This window comes from Aerosakkonema sp. BLCC-F183, from assembly GCF_041929145.1.
GTDB lineage: Bacteria > Cyanobacteriota > Cyanobacteriia > Cyanobacteriales > Aerosakkonemataceae > Aerosakkonema.
Genome location: NZ_JBHFNU010000062.1, coordinates 1 through 16570, shown reverse-complemented (window position 1 = coordinate 16570; position 16570 = coordinate 1). Strand labels below are relative to the sequence as shown.

17 protein-coding genes are annotated in these 16570 nt (G+C 42.8%); 3 read left to right on the top strand and 14 right to left on the bottom strand.

What is annotated here, in order from left to right:
- Positions 1 to 16: 16 nt before the first annotated feature.
- The 14 genes from ACE1CD_RS18095 to purB form a co-directional block, all read right to left on the bottom strand.
- Entirely contained in the window at positions 17 to 706 is a 690-nt protein-coding gene (locus ACE1CD_RS18095; protein ID WP_374825895.1) for a glycosyltransferase family 2 protein, read from the bottom strand.
- Positions 707 to 760: 54 nt separating this feature from the next.
- On the bottom strand, positions 761 to 1534 hold the full coding sequence (locus ACE1CD_RS18090; RefSeq protein WP_374825893.1) for a glycosyltransferase family 2 protein: 774 nt from the start codon (positions 1532 to 1534) through the stop codon (positions 761 to 763).
- A 3-nt stretch (positions 1535 to 1537) separates the two neighbouring features.
- Complete coding sequence (locus ACE1CD_RS18085) at positions 1538 to 2626, bottom strand: hypothetical protein (protein ID WP_374825891.1); 1089 nt, start codon at positions 2624 to 2626, stop codon at positions 1538 to 1540.
- A gap of 32 nt (positions 2627 to 2658) precedes the next feature.
- Entirely contained in the window at positions 2659 to 3114 is a 456-nt protein-coding gene (locus tag ACE1CD_RS18080; RefSeq protein ID WP_374825889.1) for a PqqD family protein, read from the bottom strand.
- Between the two features lie 430 nt (positions 3115 to 3544).
- On the bottom strand, positions 3545 to 3910 hold the full coding sequence (locus tag ACE1CD_RS18075; RefSeq protein WP_374825887.1) for a 4-Cys prefix domain-containing protein: 366 nt from the start codon (positions 3908 to 3910) through the stop codon (positions 3545 to 3547).
- A gap of 55 nt (positions 3911 to 3965) precedes the next feature.
- Entirely contained in the window at positions 3966 to 5906 is a 1941-nt protein-coding gene (locus ACE1CD_RS18070; RefSeq protein WP_374825885.1) for a protein kinase, read from the bottom strand.
- Between the two features lie 700 nt (positions 5907 to 6606).
- Positions 6607 to 7209 carry a lysostaphin resistance A-like protein gene (locus ACE1CD_RS18065; protein ID WP_374825883.1) on the bottom strand — a complete coding sequence of 201 codons (603 nt, stop codon included), beginning with the start codon at positions 7207 to 7209 and terminating at the stop codon, positions 6607 to 6609.
- Positions 7206 to 8420: a DUF3326 domain-containing protein gene (locus tag ACE1CD_RS18060; RefSeq protein ID WP_374825881.1), complete on the bottom strand. Its 1215-nt coding sequence runs from the start codon at positions 8418 to 8420 to the stop codon at positions 7206 to 7208. The genes ACE1CD_RS18065 and ACE1CD_RS18060 overlap by 4 nt, the downstream gene beginning before the upstream one ends.
- Before the next feature lie 16 nt (positions 8421 to 8436).
- Complete coding sequence (locus ACE1CD_RS18055; RefSeq protein WP_374825879.1) at positions 8437 to 8628, bottom strand: hypothetical protein; 192 nt, start codon at positions 8626 to 8628, stop codon at positions 8437 to 8439.
- Between the two features lie 8 nt (positions 8629 to 8636).
- Positions 8637 to 8960 carry a 2Fe-2S iron-sulfur cluster-binding protein gene (locus ACE1CD_RS18050; RefSeq protein WP_190466393.1) on the bottom strand — a complete coding sequence of 108 codons (324 nt, stop codon included), beginning with the start codon at positions 8958 to 8960 and terminating at the stop codon, positions 8637 to 8639.
- Between the two features lie 73 nt (positions 8961 to 9033).
- Positions 9034 to 9390: a hypothetical protein gene (locus ACE1CD_RS18045; RefSeq protein ID WP_374825877.1), complete on the bottom strand. Its 357-nt coding sequence runs from the start codon at positions 9388 to 9390 to the stop codon at positions 9034 to 9036.
- Positions 9391 to 9477: 87 nt separating this feature from the next.
- A complete protein-coding gene (locus tag ACE1CD_RS18040) occupies positions 9478 to 10746 on the bottom strand; it encodes an NACHT domain-containing protein (protein WP_374825875.1) in 1269 nt (422 codons plus the stop codon).
- Positions 10747 to 11152: 406 nt separating this feature from the next.
- On the bottom strand, positions 11153 to 12847 hold the full coding sequence (locus tag ACE1CD_RS18035) for a methyl-accepting chemotaxis protein (RefSeq protein ID WP_374825873.1): 1695 nt from the start codon (positions 12845 to 12847) through the stop codon (positions 11153 to 11155).
- Between the two features lie 468 nt (positions 12848 to 13315).
- Positions 13316 to 14611, bottom strand: a complete 1296-nt coding sequence (gene purB, locus ACE1CD_RS18030; RefSeq protein WP_374825997.1) for an adenylosuccinate lyase — start codon at positions 14609 to 14611, stop codon at positions 13316 to 13318.
- Between the two features lie 204 nt (positions 14612 to 14815).
- Here purB and ACE1CD_RS18025 point away from each other — a divergent pair, with 204 nt between their 5' ends.
- From ACE1CD_RS18025 to ACE1CD_RS18015, 3 genes are all read left to right on the top strand, one after another.
- A complete protein-coding gene (locus tag ACE1CD_RS18025) occupies positions 14816 to 15184 on the top strand; it encodes a hypothetical protein (RefSeq protein WP_374796118.1) in 369 nt (122 codons plus the stop codon).
- Between the two features lie 266 nt (positions 15185 to 15450).
- Positions 15451 to 15825 carry a hypothetical protein gene (locus ACE1CD_RS18020; RefSeq protein ID WP_374796117.1) on the top strand — a complete coding sequence of 125 codons (375 nt, stop codon included), beginning with the start codon at positions 15451 to 15453 and terminating at the stop codon, positions 15823 to 15825.
- Between the two features lie 111 nt (positions 15826 to 15936).
- Positions 15937 to 16377 (top strand): helix-turn-helix domain-containing protein, encoded by a 441-nt coding sequence (locus tag ACE1CD_RS18015; protein WP_374825871.1) that lies wholly within the window; start codon positions 15937 to 15939, stop codon positions 16375 to 16377.
- The last annotated feature ends 193 nt before the right edge of the window (positions 16378 to 16570 follow it).

Genomic DNA, 16570 nt, shown 5'->3' with positions numbered 1-16570 from the left:
CACCAATTTCAATATCCTAACCTTTAGCACGGCGGCGGTCTAGTGATGCTTTCAAAATCTGAACATATTCAGTTTGGTATTCGCGTTTCTGAATTCCCTTATTGGTTTCGTGCAGTCGGCGCTTGGCTACTAAGTCGGGTAACATCATCGTTTGGAGTCCTAGCTCTGTAACGCGCACCTGCCAACTAGCAAATTCGGCTAATCTCCACTGAGTTTCAAATAAGCCAACTCGAAAAAAAGAATCCCGTTTGATTACCAATGCGGAAGGAATATGTCCCGGTATTAATTTAGGAGAAACCTGTAGTTTGGCTTTCAGATTTTCCGCCAAGTCTGGACTAATAAACTGTTGAACCTGTCCGTATACGATATCAAGATTGGGGTTATTTGTAAATGCTGCCATTTGGTTAGTTAATTTGTCCTCTACCCAAAGGTCATCTGCGTCGAGAAAGGCAAAAAAATCGCCTTTGGCTAATTCTATTCCTAGATTACGAGCCGCCGCCGTACCGCTATTGGCTTGAAAACAGTATTGCACTGTAGTACCAAAGTGCTTTGCTACTTCTGCACTACCATCTGTCGATCCATCGTCTATTACAATAATTTCTAGTGGCTGATAGGTTTGCGCTAACACGCTTTCGATCGCTTCTGCTAGATATTTTTCACAGTTATAAACTGGAATAATGACGCTGACTGAAGGATGATTTTCCATTCCCAGATATCCTTGCACTTAATTGGTAAAAATTGTCGAGCGGTTTGGCATTTATCAAGCTATTTTGGGAGTGTTGGGAGGCGCACCCAAGTATTCATTAATAGTTGGCATTCCTGGCAATAAACTACTGGGGGAAGTTCCTTTTTTTCTGCACCTATCAAGATGTTTTTTGAATATCCTAACGAACCCCAACTCAGTTAAAGTTTTCCCCACAGTCATATTTTCCTGGTGCTTTCGATAAAACAGTGTTACCTGTTCCAAGACAACCTTAGATATACTATTTTCCCAGGCTCTGATAAACCAATCAACATCTTCTGCGTAGCGTAGAGATTCATCGAATAAGCCAATTTTATCAAAAACTAATTTCCGATACAATCCGCTCCCTAAGTTAATGTAATTATAGGGATAATACTCTTTTTCAAATATCGCTATATTGTCATTTGTCAAGTGAGAAATTTTCAGGTTTTGGATTAATCCCTGGACAATTTCTACTGAGGGATTATTTGCTAGATAATCTGCTTGCAGTTTAAGTTTATCATCCGACCAGAGATCGTCAACATCTAAGAAGGCAATTACGTCACCATTGGCTACTTTTATACCGTGATTGCGAGCCGCTGCTGGCCCACTATTTTGCTGGTAAATATAGCGGATACAGTCCTTGAATTGGGCAGCTATTTCCCTAGTTTTATCTGTCGAACCATCATCAATTACAATTATTTCTAATTGTTGATAATCCTGATTTTTGACATTTTGAATGGCTTCCGCTAGATATTTTTCTCCATTGTAAACGGGGATGATAACGCTAATGAATAAGGGTTGATTGTCCATTGCTTATTGGTTTGTAATAAGGTTGAAAATGACTTGAGGAATTTGTGCTAAATCAGTACCAAGTTCTAGATAATAACAAGGAACTTGTTGCAATACTTGCATCATAATTTGGCAAGCTTCTTTTCCAGAACCTGGTAATTGAATCATCGTACTGGGTACTAATGAAGCTAAAGCAGCAGCAGCAGATGTGGCTGTTAATGAGGTGTTTGTTTTTCCCGTAATGCGCGGAACTAAAACAGCACGGATAGGAAAATTGGTCAAGATTTTTTCAGGGAAATGTTCGTTGATGAAATAAAGTGCTTTTTCCTCTGAAAGGCGATCGCGATTAGTAATAGCCTTAGCCAAAAATGGTAATCTATCGACATCATTGGCATTTTTTTTGCCCGTGTTGTAGATGCTAAAAACTGTTGGGGTTGGTTCCGGGGAGATGAGACTGTAATCGTCGCTGGCATAAAAAAGCTGAGAATTCAGGCAAGTTAACGCTGTTGTCGATTTACCAGAACCTCCTTTTCCGACTAGCAATACGCCACCTGATGGGAGTCCGACAGCACCAGCATGAACTAGCTGGATGCCCCGCTTACTCATCCATACGTTTAAAATTGTCCGTAGCGGCGAACCTTTTTCCCAATAAGGAATTTGTTCGGTTGTTTCAACCCAATAAATTCCTAGATTGCGATCGCTATCTAATATACTAAGCGCAAATGCACCCCATTGGAAACTGGTGTGAATGCGATCGGTATTGTAACCGTGAATTTCTCCGCGCTTGGGATGATGATGATGTCTCTGCCAAGGTGGAGGCGGCATTATCGTATTTGTCGAGGTACTATCCCACAAACAAACTGTAAGTGACGGGTCTGAAAAAGGTTCTGTTTCTAAGTGTGCTAAAGCAGGAGTCATGTACGGAATTAAGGCATCACCAGCAAAACGCAACCGAATTTTAAACCCGCCGATCGAATAAAAGCGATCGATAGCTTCTCCCGAAGCAGCTGCCGCTTTTTCGTATAGTTCGTAGACCCGATCGAAAAAAGCCACGGGGTCTTGCTGTTCGGTTTTATTTTCGTTTTCGGAATTTTCCAACTCGTTTGTAACCATTACCTTTTAATCTTTTCTAATCTAACTCAGAGTTACTGCTTAGCATTGGGCCAACCCATTTCATCAACTTCATGGATGGGATCTAACGCCAGTAATTCTTCCATATCCGTGTATTTCTGTAAGGTTGGAATCTCAAAGCTAAGCTTTTCTGCATTTACTTTCGTTTCGCTTTGGTTGTCTGTTATATTTAAGGGAATCGCCTCATCTGTTTTTTCAATGGTAATCAGTTCTTCTAACTCTAACTTCTCAATCAAGTCATCGAGCGCGGTTTCAATATTTTCGCGACTGGCGTCGTAACGCTGAACCATATTTTCCAGAATATCTACTCTGGCCATGCCTTTTGCCAAACCTTCCCAAATATCCGCTCCTGCTTTCACTAAACTGTAATAATCTCCCCGATCGAGGTTGACAATTACTACTTCCCCATCAATCATTTCATGTACTACTTTAGGAGAATTGATTTTAAATTTTTCAGACGTTTCGATCATTTTTTCTCCGTTTTTTTGGGTTGAACAAGCCTAACTACTAAATTCGCGACTATCGAAACGAAGTCCGCCTACGCGGACTTGTGTTTTGCCTGCCAAGGTAGTGTCGTTTGATGTGGCCGCGATTTTTTCCATTGGCAGGGGACTTTTGATCGCATAAGGATAGTCTTATTTTTTACTATAATAACATAATATTTTGAAAAGTCCGAATATTTAACCTATTCTTAATATTAATTAAATAACGCAAATTGCTGGTGATTAATTTTGAAATATTTTTCAGGTTGTAGCGTCCATCATACCTCTGAATTTTGGAGATAATTACTAATTTTATCGCTCCGACGCACACTGTAGCTAAAGTTCAGGTAGAGCGATCGTCATAGCCAAAAATTCACAAAACTCGCGATCGCTTAATCGCACCGCCAAATCTTAATAGTCAGTCGATAAATTCTTGGACTAAATATTGACATCTGTTTTCTTCAAAGCGATCGCAAACTTGGGGAATCCCAGGATGTTTGCCCAATTTATCCCATTGCACGGCTTCTTGTTCCCATAACTCAGCTTCTTTCTGGACATTTTTGGTGTCTTGTGCTAATGGAAAAAACTGCTTGATAACACAAGGCAATTGAGAAGATTTCTCCATATCTAAGGCGAGAAAAGTTCTGCCAAAGCTACCTTGTCCGATGACTTTTAAGGCGCGGTAACGCTCTTTCAGCAGCAACTTTGAGCCGCAACCTTGGCAAAACTTTGTTTCATTTGGGTTTTGGGGTTTCTGGCAACCGGGATAAAGGCAATAGCTCATAGTTGGTGAGGAGTCAGTAAACTTAAGTCTACCGTAAGTATTCCCGCAAAAACTGCTAATCGCACCGCCAAATATTGATAGTGCCGTCAAAATTGGCAGTGGCTAAACTTTGCCCATCAGGACTGAAGGTAATATAACTAACAGCGTCCGATCGCTCTGTGATGTTAGATATTTCCCTACCTGTACTTAATTGCCAAAGTTTGATAGTTTTGTCCCGACTGCTACTAGCTAAAATCTGTCCATCCGGACTAATCGCAACGCACCCAACTAAGTCAGTATGTTCGCTCAGAGTATAAATTTCTTTGCCGCTATAGAGATCCCAAACTTTGATGCTTTTGTCATAACTGGCGCTGGCAAGAAATTGCCCATCTGGACTAAAGGCAATGAAACGCACCCAATTAGAATGTCCTGCAAAGGTGCGACTCCATCTGCCACTATTTATATGCCACAAATGGATATTGTTATCCAAACCGCCGCTGGCGAGAGTTTGTCCGTCGGGACTGATGGCAATGCAACGCACCCAGAATAAGTGACGGGTGAGGGTGTGGATGGCTTCGCTGCTGCCACAATCCCAAATTTTGAGAGTTTTGTCGCCGCTGCCGCTGGCGATTGTACGTCCGTCTGGACTGAAAGCGATCGCATAAATTGGGCCGGAATGTCCTTCCAGGGTGCGGATGATTTTGCCGCTGGGTATCTGCCAAACTTTGAGCGTTTTATCTCCGCTACCGCTGACGAGTGTCTTGCCATCGGGACTGAAGGCGACCGACCACACCCAGTTAGAATGTCCCCAAAGGGTGCGAATTTGCTTGCCTGTTTGCAAATCCCAAAGTTTGATCGTTTTGTCGCGACTGCCACTAGCAAGGGTTTTGCTATCGGGACTGAAGGCAACCGACCACACCCAGTTAGAATGACCGATCAGGGTGCGATCGCATCTCCAGTTCTTGACAAGTGTGGCAGATTGGATATAGGTAATTGGCGATCGGTAATTAGCGATCGGTAATTGCTGATTGGGAATTGGCGATGGAGTATTGACGTTTCCGTAGAGATTTCCCAGCGGAATGCTATTACTCCAATTTTTGATTGCTGTCGGTTGAGGATTTAACTCTTCCAGTATTTCTTGAGCGGAACGATAGCGCCGACTGGTTGCTCTTTCCAGCATTTTGTCCAGCACTTTACCTAGATTTCGCTCCTGCAACGGCGTGTGCAAATAATCTCGCCACACCCAAGCATCTTCGCTGATACTGAATAAATCGAACGGGTGCATTTGGGTGAGCAGATGAATGCAGGTAACAGCTAAACTGTACAGGTCGCTGCCAAATTCTGCTTTACCCATCATTTGTTCTGGAGCAGAATATTCAGCGGTGCCAATCTTTGTGCCAGTTCTGGGAAAAGCTGCTGCACTCACGAATTTAGCAGCGCCAAAATCAACTAAAACTAACTCATCTGTTTTTGTACTTCCTGGAGAAGGAGATCCGCCTTGCGGGAATCTGCGAATGATGTTTTCTGGTTTGATGTCTCGGTGAATAATGTTGTGAGAGTGGATAAAATCAAGTACTGGCAACAAATTGTTCAGCAAGTCGCGAATTTGAGTTTCGCTGAATGCGCCTTCTGCTTCCAGCGCCTGGGCTAGATTTTGCCCGTCGATAAACTCTTGGACTAAATATTGGCGCTTATCTACTTCAAAATGGGCGAAAAGTTCGGGAATTTGCGGATGTTTGCCTAGATCGTCCAGCCGCACCGCTTCTTGTTCAAATAGTTCTACCGCTATCTTGGCTCCAGCACCTTGGTAGAAAAATTGCTTGATGACACAGCGCGGTTTGGATGGTTTATACTCATCCACGGCTAAGAAGGTTCTGCCAAATCCACCTTCGCCGATGAGCTTGATAGCACGGTAGCGATCGCTCAACAGCAATTTGGAACCGCAATTTTGACAAAATTTTGTCCCCTGTGGGTTGCTGGTTGGTTTCTGGCAATCTGGATTTAGGCAGTAGGCCATATATAAAGATAAAATTAGCGGGATCGGTCTATCAACAATTTTCTCCAAAATTTACAGAAGGTATGGGGCCAGCGGGTGTGGTTAGCAGCAGATCCCTATGTGCAATCTGGGTTTTAAGGATTGCCGATCGCCCTTTACCATTACCATAGCCGCATCAACTTAGACTAATTTGTTACTGTTACTATCCATCTGCGAGCGATCGTGAGAGTGCGTCCGCTCAGATCATTTGTGTAAAATCTCACAACAAGACTGCCCTCTATCCGTCTATATCCCTTTTTATGCTACTTTGTGGCGCATAGGGTCATCGATTATTGTCCTGTTTGATACACACAAAGTACTATGTCCAGACTATAATTAGATTGGGACTGGCATCCCTTCAGACTTTGCCAGCACCAATTGTAAAGTTTTATTAAAATTTATAGGGGGTGAGGGGTAAGACCCCTCAACATAGGTTATATTAAAAATGTAGATGCACCCTGATGATCGACGCCCGCAAGTTTTGGGCGTTTTTTTATTTTTAAGTCACTGTAAATAGAACTCAGCCGTAGGGGAGAGTGGGGGAGTGGGGGAGCGGGGGAGCGGGGGAGCAGGGGAGCGAAAGAATTAATTTTTGACTTTTGAATGAGTGACTTTTCCCTCTTCCTCTTCCCTAACCCCTAACCCCGACGCCCTTTTTTGACTTTTGAATGAGTGACTTTTTCTAACCCCTAGCTTCACCTGAGTTGCCGCTATCCAGTTTCCAAAGGCAGCTAGAAACGAGATTCGTGATGATGTGAGCGACGATCGGCACCAACAGATTGTCGGTAGCAAGGGCACTGTATCCCAGCACCAGCCCTATGGCTGTGGCCCAAATCGCATAAGGCCACTGCTGTATGCCGCTGAGGTGCAACACGCCAAAACAGATACTGCTGACTAACAATGCAGGGATATTCAACCCCAATGCCGGCAGCATCACGCCTCGAAATAATAATTCTTCGCTCAATCCCGGCAGCAATGCCAACCAGATGAGGTCTGGCCACAATAAAGGTTTTAACACCAATGCCAGGTACGCATCTGCGCTTTTGCGATAGGCCGGCCAAAGGCGATAAACCAGGGAACTAGCGGCGGTAATTCCCACACCGATGCCAATTCCTATAGGTAATGCAAGGCTCGTCCATTGGACTTTTAAAAGGGAGACTGCACCAAATTGCAGCCACAGCTTGGCAACCACCAACAATAAGATTGCGGTCACGCCCATCGCGACTAGAAGTTGCGGGCGTGTAAGAGGTTCAAATTCCGGATCGTTAGGTAAAGGATCTGTCACCAGTTCTTTAAGACGCTACGTATGGGAGAGAGGTCTGGGCTGAGGGCTGACGGATGAATACCTGCTCTATGGGCCACCAATACCCCCAGAGCCTCTAAATACGAGTGTACTCGTAATGCTTCGATCCCTAACGGTTCTGGAGGCACTTGCATTTGAGTTTGATTTTCTTCGACGCAGATAATTTTCGCTGGCAGTTGGCTGAAACTTAGGATGGCACTACTACCGCAGGCAGTTGCGGGGATGACGATCGCATCTACTCGCTCGGCCCAGATACATTGAGGGGGGGAGTGGGGGAGGGGGGGAGTGGGGGAGTGGGGGAGTGGGCGAGCGGAAGAATTAATATTTTCCCTTTTCCCTCTCCCTCTCCCTCTTCCCTCTTCCCTCTTCCCTTCTCCCTCTCCTTCTTCGTTTTGACTTTTGACTTTTGACTTTTGACTTCCCGCCGGGGTAACGAACTGGGGGGCGCGACTTAAGCCGACGAGGACGCAGGGTAGGAAGGTGTAGCCCAATTCTTCGGCGGCTGAGCGGGGCGATAAGTGCGGGTCGAGGGCAGGTGCGGAAAAGGCGGGGGCGTGGGCGCAGGGGATTTGAAATGTGCGGACGATCAGGTGGCTGATGACGGCTTCGGCACCGGCAACGGGATCGACGCCTTTGCCTTGGCGATAATTTGCGAGGACTTGGCTGTCGATGTCTTCGGGGAAACGGGCTACGACTGCGATCGCTTCTGCTTTAGCTTTCGTTATCAATACTTCAGCTGCTCTCAATAAGCTATCGGGATTTTCAATTGTGCCCCAAGATGCACCAGAATCGGATGTCCGCAGTTCCACTCCCAAGGGGGCGTCTGTGACAATATAGTCGGTGAGGTTCAGTCCCAGTGTGGCTCTGGCGGCGTCGGCTGCTTGCAGGTGGCGCAATTGTAAGTCGGGTTCGATCTCACGATCTAAAATTAAACCGATGCGGTTTTGATGCACTGGCTGCAATCCCCAGCATCCAGCGGCAAATTTGTCAAGCCCGTAACCTTCAACGTAGAAAGTGTTAGGTAAAGGCCAGTATAAGCTAGCACCGTTGAGGACATTGGGGTGGGTGATGAGAAGGTCGCAACAGGAGGCGATCGCTCTGGCTACAGGTAAAGCATCTCCTGCGTAACCGCCGATCGCCGCCCCAATGCCAGTCGGCACAATTAATACAACTGTGTACGGACGTGGAAGCAATTTTGGATTTCAGATTTTAGATTTTGGATTCATCGGTTGCTGCCGTTACGACGGCTTCTACAGTGGCTTTTTGTCGGTCAACATCGACACCAGTAACAGCCCAGCGCAGGGGTTCGCCCCGTTTTTCCAATTCTGCTTCAATTTCCTGATGCAGCTTGGTGGGGGATTCTTGGAGGTCAATTTCGGCAGTGATAAAGTGTGTTGTCATAGGTTTGATTATTTTTGATATTGTCCGAATTGTAGGTGATATACTTCGTCTTCTTTCTCGCTGACAATTTTTAAATCCGAGCGCGGATAAGCTACGCAGAGCAAAACATAGCCTTTTGCCTTAAGTTCCGGACTGACGCCCATTCCGTCGCTTTGATCCACTTCTCCTGCTAAAATTTGCCCTGCACAGGTGGTGCAAACTCCCGCATTACAGGAATTCGGCAAGTCTATGCCGGCGGCTTGGGCGGCGTTGAGAATCTTTACATCTTCCGGTACTTGCAGGGTGTAGGTTTTACCTTGGTGCTGAATTTCGACGGTGTGAGTCTTGGACATTTTGAAATTGTAGATCTTGCAGTTTTGTGGTGAGCGATGCCCACCCTACCGAATCATACCGCTCTGGGCGAACCTATTCGATATCTATTTCGCGGGGTGGGCGGGAGTTGTCTTCTGGGAGGGTTTTTCTGCCTGTTTGGACATAATCTTTGTACAATTCGAGAAATATTCTCGTTAAGTTCGCCAGAGATATTGTTTCGCCATTTATTTGGGCTTTCATATATCTTTTGAGCAATTCGATATAAGATAGACCGAGTGCCAAGGTTAGGGTTGCCGCCGTTGATGCTGCGATCGCACCACCTAAAACTGTACCAGCACCCGGTATCAGCTTAATCAAGTTGGTGGCGATAAATCTACCGACTGCTGTCATTCCTCCCGCACCGCCAATAGCAGACAATATCGCACCGATAAATGCTTTGTCAAACGGCAAATCTATTTTGCACAATTAGATTATATCTATCGTTAACTGTAGAGACCTTTTATGAAAATCCATAATTGAATGGAAATAACCAAAAAACTACGATTGCAATTGACCTAAATATATTTGCAACAATTCATGCACAAACCGATATCGCCCACCCACCTTTTGCAAAAACAATCTTTCTGTCGCCAATCCTAGAAAACGAGGATAATCTTGAGGAATATAACCATTTTTTGCCAATATCGTCCGCACAATTGCCTTTTTACTCATCAAAATCCCTCCCAAGCTCAGCAAAACACCCATACGATATAAGCGCTTCTGAGCGGAAGTTTGTAACCAATGACGATCGATATTTTCGATCCTAAATTCTTGCTGATTTAATTCACTCATCCTTTTCGCTAACCAAGTTAACCAAGGACGCATTTGTTCGGGACGCGGTTGTTTACCTTTGCGATAAAATTGACTTTCCATATCCCGCGTTAGCATCCGCCGAATATAGGCATTTAACAAATATTCGCGGCGTTCGTTCTTATCGGCGATTCGTCTCCAAGCATGAATTAAAATTTCCTCATACGCCAACGCCATCATATTCAAAAATAATGGGTTTTTAGCCAAGTCTAACAACTGTGCTTCAGTTTTGATATTTTCCCACAATTCTCGGCTTCTGGACTTCATCAAATATTCTTTAATCTGAGTTTCACTGAGAGGTCGCAAATAAACGGCCCCATGCAAGCGCAACTTAGTATTGCAACTTTTATAATTTTCCATACGAGTACAAACTACCAAATGATTGGGCGGATTTTCTTCTGCCAACAGGTGATTAATCGCTTGCTGGCATTGTTCTTGTTGTGTTAATTCCAGTTCATCCAATCCATCGAGTAGCGGCACGATTTGTTGTTCTTTAATCCACCATTTGCTAACCTTGACACCCACACCATATCGCGAGTTTAGTTCGGCTATTAACCAATCTGCAATAGGTTGGTTATTTTGTTGCCAAGATAGCAGATTTAACAAAACTGGAATTGGTTTGCTGATGTCATTTTCCGCAGCACTAATTAGTTCGTTGGCAAGTTCCAGCAGGGTGGTAGTTTTACCGGAACCCGGTGTCCCTAAAATCATTAACTTGCCACCAGTTTGGTCAAATACTTCCAGGATGTTTGTCTCTGGAGGTAACGGAAAAGTGGGACGCCTGCCGATTTTGACATCGATATTCCAAAGTCGTGGCATTTGTTCGGGTTGAGTTTCTTTTAACAAGATAACTCGCACCGCATTGTGCAATGATTGTTCCAGCCGTGCTTTGACTTCGCTTTTCACGGCTTGAAGCAATTTATTGCGATTCCGAACAGTGCGCCTAAAATAATTCATTGTGGGAAATAGTTATCTAAAATATAGCTCGTCCCGTCTCAGGTTGGGTAGCCAAAAATCGCACCAGCAGCATTTGTACTCAAATGCGGGTCAGAATTAGTTTCCTTCCGATCAAAATTCTACTACCGTGAGCGATCGCATCGTTGGCGGCGGCAAACATCAATATTTTCGCAGATTTCCCAAGGGTCAGAGGATGAGTGTCACCAGCGCTCTTTGGCCCATTCCCTACTATTATCGCTCCCAATAGCAGAATTTTAGCCGGAGATGCTGATACTGATAGCGATCGATCTTAATGGATGGGAAATTTACCACTTTCAGGAGATTATACACTACAGTATAAGTCCAATGGTACGGGATTTGAGTATGGTTTTTGGGTAGAAGTTAAACAATTCCCGTAATCCCAAATTCAAGCAAACACTTTAAATCTAGAAACTTGATCTCGCAAAGTTATTGCAGCGGTGGTAAGTTTTTCGATTGCCGTATATGTTTGATTCAAGGATTTTTTTATTTCCTGCATACCTTGATTTATATTTACCATCAAAATACTGATTTTTTGGACATTCTCCGATTGATTTTTCATCACCACGTTCACTCCTTCAATCTGAGGTGACAAAGCTTGTACTTGCTCGATAATTTTAGCAAGTTGGTTACTAATTGTACTAACTTTATCAACCCCTTCAAAGAACTCAGTGATAAAATTATTCATTTCTACAACGCCTTCGGAAACAGATAATTGCATTTCTCCAATTATCCGTTCGATATCCAAAGTACCAACAGAAGTTTGATCGGCTAAGCGGCGAATTTCTCTGGCTACAACAGCAAAACCCGCTCCCAATTTTCCCGCTTTTTCGGCTTCGACAGCAGCATTTAACGATAAAAGATTTGTCTGGTCTGCTACCTTGGTCATTGTATTCAGTACCAATGAAACATTCTCCGCTTTTTCCTTGATAATTTCTAGCTTTTTGGAAATATTTATCGAAGCATTTCCCATCTCTTGCATTGCTTCTTTCATTTTGATTATATCTAATTGACTTTGGCTGGCGAATTTAGTTGTTTCCTCTGATTTGCAAGCAACTAAATTAATTCGATCGGCCATTTTTTCAATGAGTTTAGAAATTTCTTGAGCGGATCTCATTCCACCAAGCATCAATACTGCTTGATTCTCTACTACCTCCTCTTGTTGTTTGGCAGTTATTAATAATTGATTGGCTGATGCAGAAACTTGAATACCTGATTCTTGGGTACTTTTTAGCAAATAATTTAAGTTTTTTACCATGTACTTAATAGTCGCAAATAATTCCCCTATTTCATCTTTATAATCGACTTTGACATTAGTTGTAAAGTCCCCTTGAGCAACATTTTTAGTAACTAACCCAGCTTGGGAAAGACGAAAACTTATCTCTCGCGATATTTTGACAACAAAAAAGCTAGATATAGCCAGAGTAATTAAACTAGATAACAGATAAATTAATTGTTTAATTTGCAAATACTGAAGGCGGCGTTCGAGCATATTATCCATTTCTTCTCTCGTCACAGTCCACAGTTGGGAGCCTTTACTAACTACCTCTTCACCCTCAGTAAAAAAACTATTATTAATTAGATTTATGTTATCATTTTTAAGAACTTCAACTAATTTTTTGCTAAAATCATTAACAGTTAGCTCATAAGATTTAAGTACAGGAGGGATATTTTGCAGAGAAGGAACCTCGCCATAAAAGTTCTTATCTTCCCGCAAAGAAGTAGCAATTCCTTGCATAATCCTTCCTAAATCCGCCTTCAGTGATGAAGCATAGACTCCTAAGTCTACTTTTTCTAGCAGATCTAGCTGTTTTTTTGAACTTAAGTTTTGGCTATACAATAAAATTTCTTCCATTCGCTGTTGAGCTTGCGGAAGTGCCAAAAGAACAACATCCATCAAATAATAAGAGTCCAGATCTGGATCTAAAATCAAATTAGAAGTATTTCCTACTCTGCTAAGTAATTCACTTATACTTTGTTTTAGCTCGCTATAATCTTTATCCAAGTTTTGATTGTTGAAGTTATGATTGCTTAGCAATCTCTGCCACTGTTTGATTATTCTTGCAGGTAATAAATTTTCCATTCCTGCTTCCTTTAGCTGTGAATGATTAATTTTCAGTTCGTTTCCTACAGCTTGTGTGTCTTTTTCTAGCTTGCTAAAATTAGTTTTGATCGAATTTTCGATCGCGCTTAAGTCACTGGTAGATATAAAATTATCCGATGGTTTGTTTCCCAGCAAACGCTGGTGTTTTGGCACCAACACTAAAAGCTTAGTTAAAGGTTCTAAAAGTCTATTTCCTAAAACTTCTAAGCGAGCGAAATTGATATTGTAATTTATCCCAGAAACTGTGAAATACAATAACATCAGTATTGGGATAGCAAAGGATAGGACGCTCAGCCATAATTTTTGCGATATCTTAAGTGAATTTAAAGATAGAGCCATAAAACCATATACCTGACGAGTACTACATTTTAGTAAAGGAGCTTATTTGGTTAACTCTTAGTAGGGTGCGTTACACTGCCTTAATGCACCCTACAAAAAGTTGATGCTTTAGATACTGAGACGTTGATAAACTTCATCCAAATGTTTGAGATGGTGTTGCGGATCGAAACACGCTTCTATCTCTGACGGCGTTAACACGTTAGTTACGCGCTCGTCTTTACTAATTAAAGCGTGAAAATCACCTTCTGGTTTATTCCAAGCTTGATGAGCGCAAGATTGCACGATCGCATAAGCTTCTTCTCGCCGCAAACCTTTCTCTACTAATGTTAGCATTACTTTTTGGCTGAACACGACGCCGCCGTAAACATTCATGTTCCGCGCCATGTTTTGGGGATAAACTAACAGATGTTTCACCAAATCGGCGATTTCTACTAACATGAAATGAACGATCGTGCAGGAGTCGGGTAATATCATTCTTTCGACCGAACTGTGGGAAATATCCCGTTCGTGCCAAAGTGCGACATTTTCCAAAGCTGCTACGGCATTACCGCGCAAAACTCTTGCCATTCCCGTCAATCTTTCCGATCGAATTGGGTTGCGTTTGTGCGGCATTGCAGAAGAACCTTTTTGTCCTTTAGAGAAGAATTCTTCTACTTCGAGAACATCTGTGCGTTGCAAGTTGCGAATTTCGACGGCAAAACGTTCGATCGATGCGCCTAATAGTGCTAATACTTGCACAAATTCGGCATGACGATCGCGCGATATTACCTGAGTTGATGCCGTATCCGGTTCCAGTCCGAGTTTGTGACAGGCGATCGCTTCCACTCGCGGTTCCACGTTAGCATAAGTTCCCACCGCACCGGATATTTTCCCAACTGCAACACTGCGGCGAAGATTAACTAAGCGATCGCGGTTGCGGTGCATTTCTGCCAACCAACCCGCTAATTTAAACCCAAAAGTAATCGGTTCCGCGTGTATTCCATGCGATCTGCCGATTTGCACCGTGTTGCGATGTTGCTGCGCTTGGTAGCGAATCGCTTGAATCAAATCTTCCACCCGTTCCAACAATACATCGACGCTGGCTACCATTTGCAGCGCCAAAGCGGTATCCAGCACATCGGAACTGGTTAAACCCAAGTGAATGTAGCGTCCGGCATCGCCTACATATTCATTGACATTTGTCAAGAAGGCGATGACATCGTGGCGGACTTCCGCTTCAATTTCTTGCACCCGCTTGAGGTCAAAGTTAGCTTTTGCTTTGATTTCCTCAACAGCCTCAGCCGGGATATAGCCAAGTTCAGCTTGCGCTTCGCAAACTGCAATTTCCACTGCTAGCCACGTCTTCAGTTTATAGGTTTCTGTCCACAGGTTGCCCATTTCCGGCAACGTATAACGATCGATCACAGTCCGGCACAGAGTACGACTGTCATATTTTACCCCTATCTGGTACGAGTGCGATCGAATAACTGTAGGCGATCGCAACTCTACCAAAATCATTCTATTTTTATTACCACACCGATCGGAAATCTTCAATGAAGACGTTCTCTAAATGACAGGCCATAATATTAATAAGTTAAGTAGGCTTTTCTCGAAGTAGGAGAGTGGATTATGAAAAACCTGGCAAAGTTGGTAAAAACTTTAACATTATTTTCTTTGTTGTCGCTATCTTTAAGCAGCGTCAAGCCTACCTCGGCTGCACAAACGAACCCTAAGTTAACCGAGAACCGCAATCAATATCTAGTTGCTCAGCGTTGTACTTCTCAGTTTATGATGGTAATGACTCCAGATGGTGACCCCATCAATGTGCGCGATCGCAGCAACATTAATGGCAAAGTTATCAGTACCATACCTAATAGATCCGTCGTGCTGCGTAAGCGTTTCGATAGTTCGGGAAACTGGGTTAATATTATTACAGACAGAGGACGAGGATATGAAGGTTGGGTATGGGCAAATTACCTAACTTGCGGCGCTGATTGATAACTAACAATTTTATCCGCGAAACTGTTTTTACAAATTTCTGACTAATTGCAAGTAGGGTGGGTATTGCCCACCCTATTTTAGTTTGTAACTAAAATCTCAGAGAGCTTTTCGCTCTTTAGATAGATGAAATAGCTAATAAGCGATTGAAAATTTCAGACTTTAAGCTAGATAGAATTAATTACTAATTGTATCTCATGGGATAGGAGATTTGGTGAAACCACAAAATATATTGGAGATAACAGACTTTTTTCAGAGAGGGTAACGTGAGAAAAAAGATTAACAGCAAAAAACTTTTAACCTTCATCGCAGTTGCTTCCCTTTCTGCGATTGGTTTTAAAACTATCTCGGCAGCTTTAGCGTCGCCGGAAAAAACAAGCGCAACGACAGTTCAAAACAGCGATGAATATATAGTTGCTAACAGTTGTAATGAATTTTGGGTGTTAACTAAATATGGCGATCGACTGAATATGAGAAATGAGCCTGAAGGAAAAGCGATCGCTAGCATAGATTTTGCTTCCATAGTTTCGCTTCAGCGTTATTCTGATGATGGAGAATGGGCTTTAGTTAGTGTAGAAAGTAAGCAAAAAAATGGTGTTAAAGGTTGGGTATCAACAGAATATCTGACTTGTTATGAGTAAATAAACTAGACTTCCTCATTACAACACAATAGACACATTTCATTTATTGCGATTATTGCGATTATTGCGAATTTGTGTTAGACTGTAAGAACTTAAGCTCTTTTAACTATTATGCTGAAGCAAAAATTGTCGTTAGAGTCAGTTATTCAGCCAGAAGAAGTAGATGCGATCGCCAAATTATCACAAATCCTCAGTTTGGAAACTTCACAAATAAAATTAGTCGGAAGCAACGGAGAAGAACTTCTAATTTCTGAGTCTGTTCGCAGTATGTTACGTCAAGTTGTTCGTGCAATTGCAGATGGGAAAACTATTACCTTAACACCCTCTAATTGCGAACTAACAACACAGGAAGCTGCTGATATTTTGAATATTTCCAGACCGTTTTTGATTAAGTTATTAGAGGAAGAACAAATTCCATATATTAAGGTGGGAAAACATCGGCGGATTCGTTATGAAGATTTGATGAAGTATAAGAAACAACGAGATGAAAAGCGGGATAAAATGCTGACTCAGCTAATCCAAATGAGTCAAGAAGCTGGATTTTATGAATAGGAGTAATCGAACCCTGAAATGGCTGAATTTCCTGTTATTTTAGATTCCTGCGTTTTGTTTCCTACTGGAGTTTAGACTAACCCCCCCCAAAACCGCCGGTAGTCTAAACACCAAAAAAAAAAAATAAAAAAATAAAAAAAAATCGTAAAAAAGTAAAAATTACACAAATAAGACATTTTGGTAGAAACATAAA

What these genes read in the sequence shown, in the direction of transcription:
- ACE1CD_RS18070 (WP_374825885.1), bottom strand. Translation starts at nt 5,906, where the DNA reads ATGGCCTACTGCCTAAATCCAGATTGCCAGAAACCAACCAGCAACCCA.
- ACE1CD_RS18090 (WP_374825893.1), bottom strand. Translation starts at nt 1,534, where the DNA reads ATGGACAATCAACCCTTATTCATTAGCGTTATCATCCCCGTTTACAAT.
- ACE1CD_RS18085 (WP_374825891.1), bottom strand. Translation starts at nt 2,626, where the DNA reads ATGGTTACAAACGAGTTGGAAAATTCCGAAAACGAAAATAAAACCGAA.
- ACE1CD_RS18015 (WP_374825871.1), top strand. Translation starts at nt 15,937, where the DNA reads ATGCTGAAGCAAAAATTGTCGTTAGAGTCAGTTATTCAGCCAGAAGAA.
- ACE1CD_RS18080 (WP_374825889.1), bottom strand. Translation starts at nt 3,114, where the DNA reads ATGATCGAAACGTCTGAAAAATTTAAAATCAATTCTCCTAAAGTAGTA.
- ACE1CD_RS18040 (WP_374825875.1), bottom strand. Translation starts at nt 10,746, where the DNA reads ATGAATTATTTTAGGCGCACTGTTCGGAATCGCAATAAATTGCTTCAA.
- ACE1CD_RS18035 (WP_374825873.1), bottom strand. Translation starts at nt 12,847, where the DNA reads ATGGAAAATTTATTACCTGCAAGAATAATCAAACAGTGGCAGAGATTG.
- ACE1CD_RS18025 (WP_374796118.1), top strand. Translation starts at nt 14,816, where the DNA reads ATGAAAAACCTGGCAAAGTTGGTAAAAACTTTAACATTATTTTCTTTG.
- ACE1CD_RS18095 (WP_374825895.1), bottom strand. Translation starts at nt 706, where the DNA reads ATGGAAAATCATCCTTCAGTCAGCGTCATTATTCCAGTTTATAACTGT.
- ACE1CD_RS18055 (WP_374825879.1), bottom strand. Translation starts at nt 8,628, where the DNA reads ATGACAACACACTTTATCACTGCCGAAATTGACCTCCAAGAATCCCCC.
- ACE1CD_RS18050 (WP_190466393.1), bottom strand. Translation starts at nt 8,960, where the DNA reads ATGTCCAAGACTCACACCGTCGAAATTCAGCACCAAGGTAAAACCTAC.
- ACE1CD_RS18075 (WP_374825887.1), bottom strand. Translation starts at nt 3,910, where the DNA reads ATGAGCTATTGCCTTTATCCCGGTTGCCAGAAACCCCAAAACCCAAAT.